The following is a 13,378-nucleotide window of genomic DNA, read 5'->3' as shown; positions in this document are numbered from 1 at the left end:
GGCCCGGACGGCGACCGGAGGCGGACCCTCCGGATGCCTCAGCCGGCGGTGACGGTCAGCCGTACGGTGCCGTCGGGAGCGGCCAGCAGCACCGGGGTCTCCGGCCCGCCGAGGTCCCGTACGGCGGCCCGGTCCTCGTCGCTGACGGCCCCCTCCCCGGAGACGACGGCGGCGGCCTCCAGCGAGGTCGCGCCGCTCGCGACGGCCATGGCGACGGCGGTCCGCAGCGCGCTGAGCCGCAGCGAGTCGAGCCCCACGGTCCCGGCGACGTAGGTCCGCCCGGTCCCGTCCCGTACGGCGGCCCCCTCGGGCACCCCGTTACGGGCGCGGGCGCTGCGGGCCAACGTGATGATCTTCCGGTCCTCGGGGTCGAGACCGTCGCTCGGCGTCGTCATGCCCCGAGCATAGAGAGACGAGCCGGGGGCGCGCGGCCCGCCCCGGTCAGCCGAGCGGACAAAGGGATGCCCGGCCGGGCCGGCGGGGACCCGCCCCGCGCGTCACGCGTCGGAGCCGTCCTCCGGAACGTACGCCGTCGGCGGGACCGCCGGACCGCGCCTCCCGGAACACAGAGCGCGCCAACCGTCTGACGGAGCGTGGGCCGGGGGAATCAAATGTCTCATCAGCGTCATAGATCACATGAACAGCATCCCAACAAAGCATGAAATACCCATGCCTTCCGGCTTTTCGTCTCGGGTATCGTCCCCTTCCACGCGACCCAGTCACTTGACCAGGACCGGTGCCGTCGGGTGAGAGCGCTTGCCGGGCTACCAGGCGCGTTCCCGAGCACACGAGGAAGAAGGTCATGAAGCGCATACTCATACGCTCCGGCAAGAGCCCGTTCCACGTCGCCAGTCAGCAGGAGTTCATCCAGAAGGACCTGATCGGCACGAACTCGGGGAATCTGCTCTTCAGCGACGCGGCGCACAAGATCCTGCTCACCGAGCGTACGGAGATCACCTCCAACGGTCTCAGCACCGTCCCGACGGCCGCGCGGGCGCAGCAGATAAACGAGCGGTACGACGTCTTCGTCGTGCCGCTCGCCAATGCCTTCCGGCCGTCCTTCAAGGGCGCCCTCGACAAGCTCTCCACCCTCGTCGAGCAGCTGACCATCCCCGTCGTCGTCCTGGGTGTGGGCGCGCAGGCCGGCGAGGACTACGACACCACGCGGCTCGGGCCCATCGACACCTCGGTCAAGCGGTTCGTGAAGGCCGTCCTGGAGAGATCCGCGTCCCTCGGCGTACGCGGTGAGCTCACCGCCTCGTATCTCCAGCGGCTCGGGTTCAAGAAGCACGTCGAGGTCATCGGCTGTCCCTCGATGTTCCTGCACGGCGACACCTTCCCGACGCCCCGCGACCCCGGCACGATCGACGCCCACTCCCGCGTCGTGATCAACATGTCCCCCGGTGCGACCGCGATCGGCGACATGGAGGGACTGGCCCGCCACGCGCTGGAGCGCTTCCCGCATCTGCGGTACTACGCGCAGAACCTCGCCGACGCCGAGATCCTCTTCTGGGGCGACACCTCCGCCGTCAGCGGCCGGGCGACCCGCTTCCCCCGGGGGCTCACCCACCCGCTGTTCGTGGAGAACCGGGTCAGGGTCCCGCTCGACCCCAAGACCTGGATGGACGAGCTGGCGACGTACGACTTCGTCTACGGCACCCGTATCCACGGCAACATCGCCCCGCTGCTCGCCGGCACCCCCAGCGTCGTCCTCGTCCATGACTCCCGGACCCTGGAGCTGTGCCGCTACTTCGGGATACCGCACCGGATGCTCAGCACCACGCCCGCCGACATCCACCCGCAGGAGCTGTACGAGCAGGCCGACTACAGCGAGATGCTGAACGGGCACAAGGAACGCTTCGACCGGTTCACCGGCTTCCTCGACCGCAACGGTCTGGAGAACACCTTCACGCACGGCGACGGCGGCGCCGCCTTCGACCTGCGGCTCGGTGCGCTGGACCTGCCGCCGTCCCTGGGCGTGTGGGACGGCACCGACGACGGCGCGCTGCACTACCGCTTCAGCCGGCTGCACGAGCGCCACACCGTGACCGACAGCCGTATCGCCGTGCTCACGAAGAAGAACAACGAGCTCCAGCGCAGGCTCGCCGCCGTGGAACGGCAGCTGGCCACCATGGAGAAGGGCTCGATACGGCGGATCGGCCCGGCCGTCCGCCGTCAGGTACGCCGCCGGCTGCGCTCCCGGTAGCCGACCGCCCGCGCCGGGACACGTACCGGCCCCGGCCCCGTACCGATCCGGTCCCGCCCGGCCTCCTGAACGGCGGGCCCTCGGCGCGGCGTTCGGGTCACGGCCGGTCCAGCCGCAGGCGCTCCGCCTTCGGCAGGCCGGCCACCACCAGGTCGTAACTGTCCTCGATCAGCTCGCGCACCGTCCGCGCGGGCAGTCCGGCGACCGTGACCGTGTTCCAGTGCCGCTTGTTGAGGTGCCATCCGGGGACGATCCCCGGGTGGGCCTCACGGAGCCGGACCGCCTCGTACGGGTCGCACTTGAGCGAGACCGTCAACGGCTCCTCGTCCAAGGCGGTGAGCGCGAACACCTTTCCGACCACCTTGAAGACCGAGGTCTCCGGGCCGAACGGGAACTCCTCCGCCACCGCGTCGAACTCCAGGCAGAACGCCCGCAGTTCGTCCCGCGCCAACGGCCCGCCCGCCGGGCCGCCGGAGGCGCCGCCCGCACCGCCCCTCGCGCCGCTCACCGTGCCGCCGCCTCCCTCGTCGCGCCCGCCGCCGGCTCGGCCGGCTCCGCCAGGACCGTCACGATCTTGTTCCGCCGGCCGGCCGGGGACTCCGCCGTCAGCCGCAGTGTGCGCCCGTCCGGCAGCTCGACCAGCGCGCTCGCCCCGGCGATCGGCACCCGGCCGAGCGCCTTCGCGAGGAGCCCGCCGACCGTCTCCACGTCCTCGTCGTCGAACTCGTCCAGCCCGTACAGCTCGCCGAGATCGCCGATGTCGAGCCGGGCCGTGACCCGGAAGGAGTCGGTGCCGGTCGGCTCCACCGGCGGCAGTTCACGGTCGTACTCGTCGGTGATCTCGCCGACGATCTCCTCCAGGATGTCCTCGATCGTCACGATGCCCGCCGTGCCGCCGTACTCGTCGATGACCACGGCGACATGATTGCGCTCCTGCTGCATCTCGCGCAGCAGATCGCCCGCGTTCTTCGTGTCCGGCACGAACGCCGCCGGGCGCATCGCCGTCGAGACCAGGTCGGCCTCCGCGTCACGGCTGATGTGCGTCTTGCGGACAAGGTCCTTGATGTAGACGATGCCGACGATGTCGTCCTCGTTCTCCCCCGTGACCGGGATCCGGGAGAAGCCGGAGCGCAGCGCCAGCGTCAGGGCCTGGCGGATCGTCTTGTAGCGCTCGATGCAGACCAGGTCCGTACGCGGCACCATGACCTCGCGCACCAGGGTGTCGCCGAGTTCGAAGACCGAGTGCACCATCCGGCGCTCGTCGTCCTCGATCAGCGACTCCTGCTCGGCGAGGTCCACCATCGCGCGCAGCTCCGCCTCGCTCGCGAACGGGCCCTTGCGGAAGCCCTTGCCGGGCGTCAGCGCGTTGCCCAGGAGGATCAGCAGCTGCGGGACCGGGCCCATGATCCGGGCCAGCGGCAGCAGGACGTACGCCGCCGCGGTCGCCGTGTTCAGCGGGTGCTGGCGGCCGATGGTGCGCGGCGAGACGCCCACGGCGACATAACTCACCAGGACCATCACCCCCATCGCGACCAGCAGCGCGACCCAGGTCGCGAACCGCTCCAGGCAGACGTACGTGACCAGCACCCCGGCCGCCGTCTCGCAGGCGACCCGCACCAGCAGCGCGACGTTGAGATAGCGCGTGGGGTCGGCGGCGATCTGCGCCAGCTTGTCGGCGCCGCGCCGCCCGGAGCGTTCGGCCTCCGCCGCGCGGAAGCTGGAGACCCGGGCGAGCCCCGCCTCCGCGCACGCCGCCAGCCAGGCGACGACGACCAGCGCGACCGCCCCGATGATCAGTTGCGTGATCACGAGACGGTCGGGGCGGGAGAGGGACCGGTCAGGCCCTGTTCGGCACGCCAGCCGTCCACGATGGCCGCCTGGAGGCCGAACATCTCGGCCTTCTCGTCCGGCTCCTCGTGGTCGTAGCCGAGCAGGTGCAGCACACCGTGGACGGTGAGCAGCTGGAGCTCCTCGTCCATGGAGTGCCCGGTCGGCGCCTCCTCGCCCTGGGTCCTGGCGACCTCCGGGCAGAGCACGACATCACCGAGGAGACCCTGCGGGGGCTCCTCCTCGTCCTTCGCCGGCGGACGCAGCTCGTCCATCGGGAAGGACATGACGTCGGTCGGACCGGGGAGGTCCATCCACTGCATGTGCAGCTGCTCCATGGCGGCGGAGTCCACCACGATCACCGACAGTTCGGAGAGGGGGTGGATACGCATCCGGGTGAGCGCGTAGCGGGCGGCCCCGAGGATCGCCTGCTCGTCGACCTCGGTGCCTGACTCGTTGTTGACGTCGATCGACATGGTGCGGTGTGACTCTCCCGATTAGTGCCCGCCGGACCGGAGGCGCCGGTTCAGCTGTGCGGTTCGTTGCCGTTGCGGCTGTCGTACTGCTCGTAGGCGTCGACGATACGGCCGACGAGCTTGTGCCGTACGACGTCCTCGGAGGTGAGCCGGGAGAAGTGCACGTCGGGTACGTCCTTGAGGATCTCCTGGACCTCGCGCAGCCCGCTCTTCGTGCCGCCGGGGAGGTCGACCTGGGTGGCGTCACCGGTGATGACGATCTTCGAGTCGAAGCCGAGCCGGGTCAGGAACATCTTCATCTGCTGCGAGCTGGTGTTCTGCGCCTCGTCCAGGATGATGAAGGCGTCGTTCAGCGTCCGGCCGCGCATGTAGGCCAGCGGCGCCACCTCGATCGTGCCCGCCGCCATCAGGCGCGGGATCGAGTCGGGGTCGAGCATGTCGTGCAGCGCGTCGTACAGCGGGCGCAGATACGGGTCGATCTTCTCGTAGAGCGTGCCGGGGAGGAACCCGAGCCGCTCCCCCGCCTCCACCGCGGGCCTGGTCAGGATGATCCTGGTGACCTGCTTGGACTGGAGGGCCTGGACGGCCTTGGCCATGGCGAGATACGTCTTGCCGGTGCCCGCCGGGCCGACGCCGAAGACGATCGTGTGCTTGTCGATCGCGTCGACGTAGCGCTTCTGGTTGAGCGTCTTGGGGCGGATCGTGCGGCCCCGGCTGGACACGATGTTCTGCGTGAGAACCTCGGCGGGGGTCTCTGGGCCGTCCGCGCCGCCGTTCTCGCTGGCTCTGAGCATGGCGATGGAACGTTCCACTGCGTCCTCCGTCATCGGCTGTCCGGTGCGGAGCACCAGCATCATCTCGTCGAACAGGCTCTGGATCAGGGCGACCTCGGCCGCGTCACCGAGGGCGCTGACCTGATTTCCCCGGACATGGATGTCGACGGCCGGGAACGCCTTCTCGATCACGCGCAGCAACGAGTCACCGGAGCCCAGGATCGTCACCATCGGGTGCTTGGCGGGGATCGTGAAGTGGGCTCGCGCCTGACCGGGCGCGGGGCTGGGCACTGTGGGTGTCTGAGTCATGGGCCGGCACTGTGGCCTGCACATACCTCCCGTTGCGGGGTTCTCGCCACTCGACAACCTCTGGATACCAGCGTACGACCCCGCACTGACAAGCCCGAAGGGCTTTTCCGTGGTCTTTCCGGAACCGGGGTCAGCCGGAGCGCCCGAAGCCGATGGTCGGTACGGCCCTGCGCAGCGGCCAGGGCCGGGTCGGCGCGGGCAGCAGACCGGCCAGGAAGGCGTAACGGCGCAGCGCCGCCGGGTCCTGGTCGGACGACGAGCGTACGTAGCTCCACCAGGCGGCGACCTCCGACCAGCCGGGCGCCGAGAGCGATCCGCCGAACTCCTGGACCGAGAGGGCCGCGGTCAGCCCGGAGAACGCCAGCCGGTCGGCGAGCGGCCAGCCGGCCAGGGTGCCGGTGACGAAACCGGCGACGAACACGTCGCCCGCGCCGGTCGGGTCCAGTGCCTCCACGTCGATCGCGGGCACCTCGGCGGTGGTGCCGGCCGCGCTGTCCACCGCGTACGCGCCCTCCGCGCCCAGGGTCACGACCACCAGCGGCACGAGTTCGGCGAGGGCCCGCGCGGCGGCCCTGGGGCAGTCGGTGCGGGTGTAGCGCATCGCCTCCTGGGCGTTGGGCAGGAACGCCTCGCAGTGCGCCAGGTCCGGCAGGGCGGCCAGGTCCCAACGGCCGGTGTCGTCCCATCCCACGTCGGCGAAGATCCGCGCCCCCTGCCCGGCGGCGCGGGCGATCCACGCCTCGCCGCGGCCGGGGGTGAGGGCGGCGACGGCGGCACGCGCGCGGGGCGGGCACTCGGGCACGGCGCTCTCGGGCGGCGGGGCCTCGTGGCCGTGCGAGACCATCGTGCGCTCGCCCTCGTACGCCATGGAGACGGTGACCGGCGAGTGCCAGCCGGGGACGGTGCGGGAGCGGGAGAGGTCGATGCCCTCGCCCTGTTCCAGCGCGTCCCAGCAGTACTCCCCGTAGTGGTCGTCGCCGAAGGCGGCGGCGAGCGAGGTGCGCAGGCCGAGCCGGGCGAGCGCGCTGGCCATGTTGGCGATGCCGCCGGGGCTCGAACCCATGCCCCTGGCCCAGGACTCGGTGCCGCGCACGGGGGCGCTGTCGAGGCCGGTGAGGATGATGTCGAGGAAGACCGTGCCGGTCAGGTAGACGTCGCAGTCCGGGTCGTCCGGGGCGCGCAGGGCGCGCAGCGGGTCGACGTCGGCGGTGTGCTGGTGCGGCGTTCCTGCACTGGGGGTCACGGTCGCGCTCCGGGCTCGGCGTACGTAATCCGGTCAGTCTGCCCGATGCCACTGACAGTCGCCGGGAGGGCGGGCCGGGACCCGGGGCGGCCGGCCGGTGGCCGGGGCTCAGCCGGAGCGTTTGGGCAGCGGTACGCGGACGAGGTCCGCCGCGACCGTCAGCTCACCCTCGTACCCGGCCGCCCTGGCCTGCCGCTCGAACTCCCGGGGGTCCGGGTAGCGCTGCGAGAAGTGCGTCAGTACGAGGTGCCGTACGCGGGCCTCCCGTGCCACCGCCCCGGCCTGTCCGGCCGTCAGATGCCCGTGGTCGTCGGCCAGCCGGAGGTCCTCGTCGAGGAAGGTGGACTCGACGACCAGCATGTCGCAGCCGTCGGCGAGCGTGCGCACCCCGTCGCAGAGCCGGGTGTCCATGACGAACGCGAAACGCTGGCCCCGGCGCTCCTCGCTGACGTCGGCGAGCGTCACGCCGCGCAGTTCGCCGTCCCGCCGGAGGCGCCCCACGTCGGGCCCGGCGATGCCGTGGGCGGCCAGCGGGCCGGGGAGCATCCGGCGGCCGTCGGGTTCGGTGATCCGGTAGCCGTAGGACTCGACGGGGTGGGACAGCTTGTGGGCCTCCAGGGTGTACGAGGCCGTCCGGGCGAGCACGCCGTCGGTGTCGACGGGTGCCTCGGTGATGCCGACGGTCTCGCGGTAGGCCGTCGCGTAGCGCAGCCTCCTGAAGAAGGCGTGACCGCTCGCCGGGTAGTGCGCGGTCACCTCGTGCGGGACCCGGTCCAGGTTGACGCGCTGGATCACCCCGGCGAGGCCGAGCGAGTGGTCGCCGTGGAAGTGCGTGACACAGATCCGGTTGATGTCGTACGCCGCGACCCCGGCGCGCACCATCTGGCGCTGGGTGCCGTCGCCGGGGTCGAAGAGGATGCCCTCGCCGTCCCAGCGCAGCAGATAGCCGTTGTGGTTGCGGTGCCGGGTGGGGACCTGGCTGGCGGTGCCGAGGACGACGAGTTCCCGTACGGACAAGGCTCCTACCCGGGGGGCCAGTTGAGGCCGCGTCCGCCCAGGACGTGCGCGTGGGCGTGGAAGACGGTCTGGCCGGCGCCGCTGCCGGTGTTGAAGACGATCCGGTAGCCGCTGTCCACGGTCCGCTCCAGGGCGGCGACCTCGGCGGACTCGCGCAGGATGTCGGCGGCGATCGCCGGTTCGGCGGCGGCGAGCGAGGCCGCGTCCGGGTAGTGGACCTTGGGGATCACCAGCACGTGGGTGGGGGCCTGCGGGTTGATGTCCCGGAAGGCGACGGTGGTGTCCGTCTCGCGCAGGACGGTCGCGGGCACCTCCCCGGCGACGATCTTGCAGAACAGGCAGTCGGCCTGTCGTTCTCCCGCCATGGTCCGGGTCTCCTCATCGGTCGGCCGGGCGCCCCTGGTCACTTCCGTACGGAGGCGTGCCCGCCGGGACGTGCGCACGACGGCGCGCTTCCGTACGGAGGCATGCTATCCGCCCGGGGGCGGCCCGCGTTCAGGACCAGCGGCCCGTGCGGCCCAGCAGCAGCGCGCAGGCGGCCGTCCCGGCGGTGGAGGTGCGCAGGACGGTACGGCCGAGCCGGTACGGGGTGGCCCCGGCGTCCGCGAACAGGGCCAGCTCGTCCGGTGAGACGCCGCCCTCCGGGCCGACCACGAGCACGATGTTCCCGGTGGCGGGCAGGGGGGCGGTGGCCAGCGGCGCGCTGCCGTCCTCGTGCAGGACGGCGGCGAGGTCGGCCGCCGCCAGCAGCGCCGCGACGTCCTTGGCGGACGCCGCCTCCGCGACCTCGGGGAAGCGCAGCCTGCGGGACTGCTTGCCCGCCTCGCGGGCGGTGGCGCGCCACTTCGCCAGGGACTTGGCGCCCCGCTCCCCCTTCCACTGGGTGACGCAGCGCGCCGCCCCCCAGGGCACGACGGCGTCGACCCCGGTCTCGGTCATGGTCTCGACGGCGAGTTCGCCGCGGTCGCCCTTGGGCAGGGCCTGGACGACGGTGATGCGGGGCGTGGGCTCGTCCTCCGTACGGAGGCCGGTGACCGTCACGTCCAGCCGGTCCTTGCCGTGGACGGCGGCGACCGTCCCGTGGGCGCCGGTGCCGGAGCCGTCGGTGAGGACGATCTCCTCGCCGACACGCAGCCTCCGCACGGAGACGGCGTGGCGGCCCTCGGGGCCGTCGAGGGTGACGGTGCCGGTGCGCAGGGTGGTGGCGGGGCCGACGACGAAGACAGGTGCGGTCATGAGGGGTTTCCCAGGGTCAACGAGGCGCGGGTGGCTTCGAGTTCACCGACGAGGACGTCGACGAGCTGTCCGGCGGGCAGCGCGCGGGCCATCCGGTGGCCCTGGCCGGCCCACAGGGCCATGCCCTGCGGGTCGCCGACGGCGGCGGCGGCCTTGCGCAGTCCGGCGGTGAGGTGGTGCAGCTCCGGGTAGGCGGGCGGGGCGTAGGGGCCGTGTTCGCGCATGAAGCGGTTGACGAGGCCGCGCGCGGGCCGCCCGGAGAAGGCGCGGGTGAGTTCGGTGCGGGTGAACAGCGGGTTGGTGAGGGCCTGTTTGTGCAGCGCGTGCGCGCCGGACTCCGGGCAGACGAGGAAGGCGGTGCCGAACTGCGCGGCGTCGGCACCCGCGGCAAGGACGGCGGCGATCTGGGCGCCGCGCATCAGCCCGCCGGCCGCGACGACCGGCAGCCGTACGGCTTCCCGTACCTGGGTGACGAGTGACAGCAGTCCGATGCCCGCGCCGTCGGTGGCGGGGTCGTCGCGGTGGGTGCCCCGGTGGCCGCCCGCCTCGACGCCCTGGACGCAGACGACGTCGGCGCCGGACCATTCGGCGGTCTGGGCCTCCTCGGGCGTGGTCGCCGTGACGACGGTGAGGGTGCCGACGCGGGCGAAGGCGTCGAGGACGGCGGGGGTGGGGCAGCCGAAGGTGAACGAGACGACCGGGACGGGGTCGTCCAGCAGGATCGCGAGTTTCGCCTCGTAGCCGTCGTCGTGGCCCGAGTCGGGGTCGCCGAGCGGAGTCTCGTACCAGGTCTCCTCACCGGCGAGCTGTTCCCGGTAGAGCTCGACCGCCGCGCGGTCGTCGTGATGGGGCTGCGGCAGGAACAGGTTGATGCCGAACACGCTGGAGGTGAGCCCCCGGAGCTGTTTGACCTCCTGGTACATCCCGTCGGCCGTCTTGTATCCGGCGGCGAGGAATCCCAGCCCTCCGGCGTCGCCGACGGCCGCGACCAGCGGCGGGCAGGACGCGCCGCCCGCCATGGGTGCCTGCACGATCGGATACCGGCAGATGTCGGTCAACACGGAGGACATGCACGCATGGTGCCATGGCGCCCGCCGGGCCCCGGCGCCGGTCGGCCGGAGGGCGCCGTACGGGCTCCGGGCCGGGCGGGTGCCCGGTGAACGCCGTCAGGCGCCGTACGGCCCGGGAACGAGCCGGTACGGCGCCTGTGGGTGCGGCGTGAACGTCCGCGCGGTCAGCGGCCGTTGAAGGCGTCCTTCAGCCGGGAGAAAAGCCCCTGCTGTCCGGGTTGAAACTGGCCGGTGGGCCGTTCCTCGCCCCTGAGCTTCGCCAGCTCGCGCAGCAACCGCTCCTGCTCCGGGTCGATCTTCGACGGGGTGATGACCTCGACATGGACGATCAGGTCGCCCCGGCCGCCGCCACGCAGATGCGTGATGCCGCGTCCGTGGAGCGGGATGGACTGGCCGGACTGGGTGCCCGGCCGGATGTCGATGTCCTCGACGCCGTCCAGGGTCTCCAGCGGGCACTGGGTGCCCAGCGCCGCCGCCGTCATCGGGAGGGTCACGGTGCAGTGCAGGTCGTCGCCGCGCCGCTGGAACACTCCGTGCGGCAGTTCGTGGATCTCGACGTACAGATCACCCGCCGGACCGCCGCCGGGCCCGACCTCGCCCTCGCCGGAGAGCTGGATACGGGTGCCGTTGTCGACGCCCGCCGGGATCTTGACCGTGAGCGTGCGGCGCGACCGGATACGGCCGTCGCCCGCGCACTCGGGGCAGGGGGTCGGCACGACCGTGCCGAAGCCCTGGCACTGCGGGCACGGCCGCGAGGTCATGACCTGGCCCAGGAAGGACCGGGTGACCTGGGAGACCTCGCCACGGCCGCGGCACATGTCGCAGGTCTGCGCGGAGGTGCCGGGGGCGGCGCCCTCGCCCGAGCAGGTCGTGCAGACGACCGCCGTGTCGACCTGGATGTCCTTGGTGGTGCCGAAGGCCGCCTCGTTGAGGTCGATCTCCAGACGGATCATCGCGTCCTGGCCGCGCCGCGTCCGCGACCTCGGCCCGCGCTGCGACGCCGTCCCGAAGAACGCGTCCATGATGTCGGAGAAGTTGCCGAAGCCGCCGGCGCCGAAGCCGCCCGCACCGCCGCCCGCCTGCGAGAGCGGGTCCCCGCCGAGGTCGTAGACCTGCTTCTTCTGCGGGTCGGACAGCACCTCGTAGGCGGCGTTGATCTCCTTGAAGCGCTCCTGCGTCTTGGGATCGGGATTGACATCCGGGTGCAGCTCGCGGGCGAGCCTGCGGAATGCCTTCTTGATCTCGTCCTGTGATGCGTCGCGGCGTACGCCGAGTACGGCGTAGTAGTCCGTGGCCACTTACGACTCCGCCAGGATCTGTCCGACGTAACGTGCCACTGCGCGTACCGCTCCCATCGTTCCGGGGTAGTCCATGCGGGTCGGTCCGACCACGCCGAGTTTGGCGACTGCCTCGTCGCCCGAACCGTAGCCGACCGCGACGACGGACGTGGAGTTGAGGCCCTCGTGGGCGTTCTCGTGCCCGATTCGTACGGTCATGCCCGAGTCCTCGGCCTCGCCGAGCAGCCGGAGGAGCACGACCTGCTCCTCCAGTGCCTCCAGCACGGGCCGGATGGTCAGGGGGAAGTCATGGCCGAAACGCGTCAGATTGGCGGTGCCGCCGATCATCAGCCGTTCCTCGGTCTCCTCGACCAGGGTCTCCAGCAGTGTCGCCAGGACGGTGGTGACCGTCCCCCGGTCCTCCAGGTCGAAGGATTCGGGCAACTCCTGCACCAGCAGCGGCACATCGGAGAACCGGCGTCCCACGACCCGGGCGTTGAGCCGGGCTCGCAGATCCGCCAGCGACGCCTCGCCGAACGGCGCCGGGCAGTCGATCATGCGCTGTTCGACCCGGCCGGTGTCGGTGATCAGGACGAGCATCAGCCGTGCGGGGGCCAGCGCGAGCAGTTCCACGTGCCGCACCGTGGAGCGGGTCAGCGAGGGGTACTGCACCACCGCGACCTGCCGGGTCAGCTGCGCGAGCAGCCGGACCGTACGGCCCACCACGTCGTCCAGGTCGACGGCGCTGTCGAGAAAGTTCTGGATGGCCCTGCGCTCCGGCGCCGACAGGGGCTTGACGCCCGCCAGCCGGTCGACGAAGAGCCGGTAACCCTTGTCCGTCGGGATGCGCCCCGCACTGGTGTGCGGCTGCGCGATGAAGCCCTCGTCCTCCAGGACCGCCATGTCGTTACGGACCGTGGCGGGGGACACACCGAGCTTGTGCCGCTCGGTCAGCGCCTTGGAGCCGACGGGCTCCTCGGTGCCGACATAGTCCTGGACGATGGCACGAAGCACCTCAAGCCTGCGTTCGCTCAGCATCGCGCCCACCTCCAGGTCTGGTTCCGTCGGATCCGGCCTGGCACTCGATGCGCAGGAGTGCCAGCATTCCCCGGCCCAGTGTACGGCCGTGAGGTACGGGCCTAGCAAGGCCGACCGGTCCGGCCACCGCGCGCGGTACCGTCCGCCCCACCGATAGCGTCGCCGTATGAACGTCCGTTGGGAAGAGCACGGCTGGGAACAGCTCGCGCCGGGGGTGGGCCGGCGGCGGCTGCCCGGCTGGGACGCGACGGTGGGCCTGGTCCTCGGCGAGGACGCCGTCCTTCTGTACGACACGGGCTCCACGCTCCGTGAGGGCGCCGGAATCCGGGCCCAGGCGCGGGCGCTCGCCGGCGGGCGGCGCGTCACGCACATCGCGCTCAGCCACCCGCACTTCGACCATGTCCTGGGGACGGCCGTGTTCTCCGGCGCGGAGGTGTACGGCGCGACGGGCCTGGCGGAGTCGCTGCGGCGCGACCGCGAGGCCCTGCGCGACGAGGCCGTACGGCACGGGGTGCCCGCCGCCGAGGCGGCCGAGGCCGTGGACGTGCTGGTCACGCCCCGGCACGCGGTGTCCGGCGAGCGGGCGCTGGAGCTCGGCGGGCGGCGGGTCCTGCTGGCCGAGGCCGGTCCCGGGCACACCGCGCACGATCTGGCGCTGCTGGTGACGGGCGAGCGGGCGGTCGTGTTCTGCGGCGACCTGGTCGAGGAGTCGGGCGAGCCGCAGGCGGGGAGCGACGCGGTCCCGGACCGCTGGCCCGCCGCGCTGGACCGGCTGCTGGAGCTGGGCGGCGAGGACGCGGTGTACGTTCCCGGCCACGGGGCGGCCGTCGACGCGGCGTTCGTGCGGGCGCAGCGGGACACGCTGGCCGTGCGTTTCGGCACGGCGGGCACGGCGTAGGACGGGCC

The 13,378-nt window shown here is 72.0% G+C and carries 14 protein-coding genes; 2 read left to right on the top strand and 12 right to left on the bottom strand.

Going from position 1 to position 13,378, the window contains the following annotated elements:
• Window positions 1–38 precede the first annotated feature (38 nt).
• Window positions 39–395, bottom strand: a complete 357-nt coding sequence (locus OG875_RS21885; RefSeq protein ID WP_330175918.1) for a cytidine deaminase — start codon at window positions 393–395, stop codon at window positions 39–41.
• Between the two features lie 407 nt (window positions 396–802).
• On the opposite strand from OG875_RS21885, the gene OG875_RS21880 reads away from it, so the two are divergent.
• Entirely contained in the window at window positions 803–2,206 is a 1,404-nt protein-coding gene (locus tag OG875_RS21880; protein WP_330175917.1) for a polysaccharide pyruvyl transferase family protein, read from the top strand.
• 97 nt (window positions 2,207–2,303) lie between these two features.
• Here OG875_RS21880 and OG875_RS21875 read toward each other — a convergent pair whose 3' ends face one another.
• The 11 genes from OG875_RS21875 to hrcA all read right to left on the bottom strand — a co-directional run bounded on the left by OG875_RS21875 (window position 2,304) and on the right by hrcA (window position 12,472).
• Window positions 2,304–2,657 (bottom strand): MmcQ/YjbR family DNA-binding protein, encoded by a 354-nt coding sequence (locus tag OG875_RS21875; RefSeq protein ID WP_330177850.1) that lies wholly within the window; start codon window positions 2,655–2,657, stop codon window positions 2,304–2,306.
• Window positions 2,658–2,710: 53 nt separating this feature from the next.
• Window positions 2,711–4,015: a hemolysin family protein gene (locus tag OG875_RS21870; protein WP_330175916.1), complete on the bottom strand. Its 1,305-nt coding sequence runs from the start codon at window positions 4,013–4,015 to the stop codon at window positions 2,711–2,713.
• Window positions 4,012–4,509: an rRNA maturation RNase YbeY gene (gene ybeY, locus OG875_RS21865; protein WP_330175915.1), complete on the bottom strand. Its 498-nt coding sequence runs from the start codon at window positions 4,507–4,509 to the stop codon at window positions 4,012–4,014. Before ybeY ends, OG875_RS21870 begins: the two co-directional genes overlap by 4 nt.
• Window positions 4,510–4,559: 50 nt before the next feature.
• Window positions 4,560–5,591 (bottom strand): PhoH family protein, encoded by a 1,032-nt coding sequence (locus OG875_RS21860; protein ID WP_330175914.1) that lies wholly within the window; start codon window positions 5,589–5,591, stop codon window positions 4,560–4,562.
• A gap of 130 nt (window positions 5,592–5,721) precedes the next feature.
• Window positions 5,722–6,834: a carbohydrate kinase family protein gene (locus OG875_RS21855; RefSeq protein WP_330175913.1), complete on the bottom strand. Its 1,113-nt coding sequence runs from the start codon at window positions 6,832–6,834 to the stop codon at window positions 5,722–5,724.
• A 108-nt stretch (window positions 6,835–6,942) separates the two neighbouring features.
• Complete coding sequence (locus tag OG875_RS21850; protein ID WP_330175912.1) at window positions 6,943–7,851, bottom strand: ribonuclease Z; 909 nt, start codon at window positions 7,849–7,851, stop codon at window positions 6,943–6,945.
• Between the two features lie 5 nt (window positions 7,852–7,856).
• Window positions 7,857–8,216, bottom strand: a complete 360-nt coding sequence (locus OG875_RS21845; protein WP_330175911.1) for a histidine triad nucleotide-binding protein — start codon at window positions 8,214–8,216, stop codon at window positions 7,857–7,859.
• 130 nt (window positions 8,217–8,346) lie between these two features.
• Complete coding sequence (locus tag OG875_RS21840; RefSeq protein ID WP_330175910.1) at window positions 8,347–9,087, bottom strand: 16S rRNA (uracil(1498)-N(3))-methyltransferase; 741 nt, start codon at window positions 9,085–9,087, stop codon at window positions 8,347–8,349.
• Window positions 9,084–10,157: a nitronate monooxygenase gene (locus OG875_RS21835; protein WP_330175909.1), complete on the bottom strand. Its 1,074-nt coding sequence runs from the start codon at window positions 10,155–10,157 to the stop codon at window positions 9,084–9,086. The genes OG875_RS21840 and OG875_RS21835 overlap by 4 nt, the downstream gene beginning before the upstream one ends.
• 164 nt (window positions 10,158–10,321) lie before the next feature.
• Complete coding sequence (gene dnaJ / locus OG875_RS21830) at window positions 10,322–11,455, bottom strand: molecular chaperone DnaJ (RefSeq protein ID WP_330175908.1); 1,134 nt, start codon at window positions 11,453–11,455, stop codon at window positions 10,322–10,324.
• The gene (gene hrcA / locus OG875_RS21825) at window positions 11,456–12,472 is read right to left on the bottom strand and encodes a heat-inducible transcriptional repressor HrcA (protein WP_330175907.1); all 1,017 of its coding nucleotides are present in this window, start codon (window positions 12,470–12,472) and stop codon (window positions 11,456–11,458) included.
• 166 nt (window positions 12,473–12,638) lie between these two features.
• Between hrcA and OG875_RS21820 the strand changes: the two genes are divergently transcribed.
• Window positions 12,639–13,370: an MBL fold metallo-hydrolase gene (locus OG875_RS21820; protein ID WP_330175906.1), complete on the top strand. Its 732-nt coding sequence runs from the start codon at window positions 12,639–12,641 to the stop codon at window positions 13,368–13,370.
• Window positions 13,371–13,378: the final 8 nt, after the last annotated feature.

This window comes from Streptomyces sp. NBC_01498, assembly GCF_036327775.1.
In the GTDB taxonomy this organism is placed as follows: Bacteria; Actinomycetota; Actinomycetes; order Streptomycetales; family Streptomycetaceae; genus Streptomyces.
The sequence above is the reverse complement of the archived record's forward strand: the minus strand, read 5'-3'. Positions and strand labels throughout refer to the sequence as shown.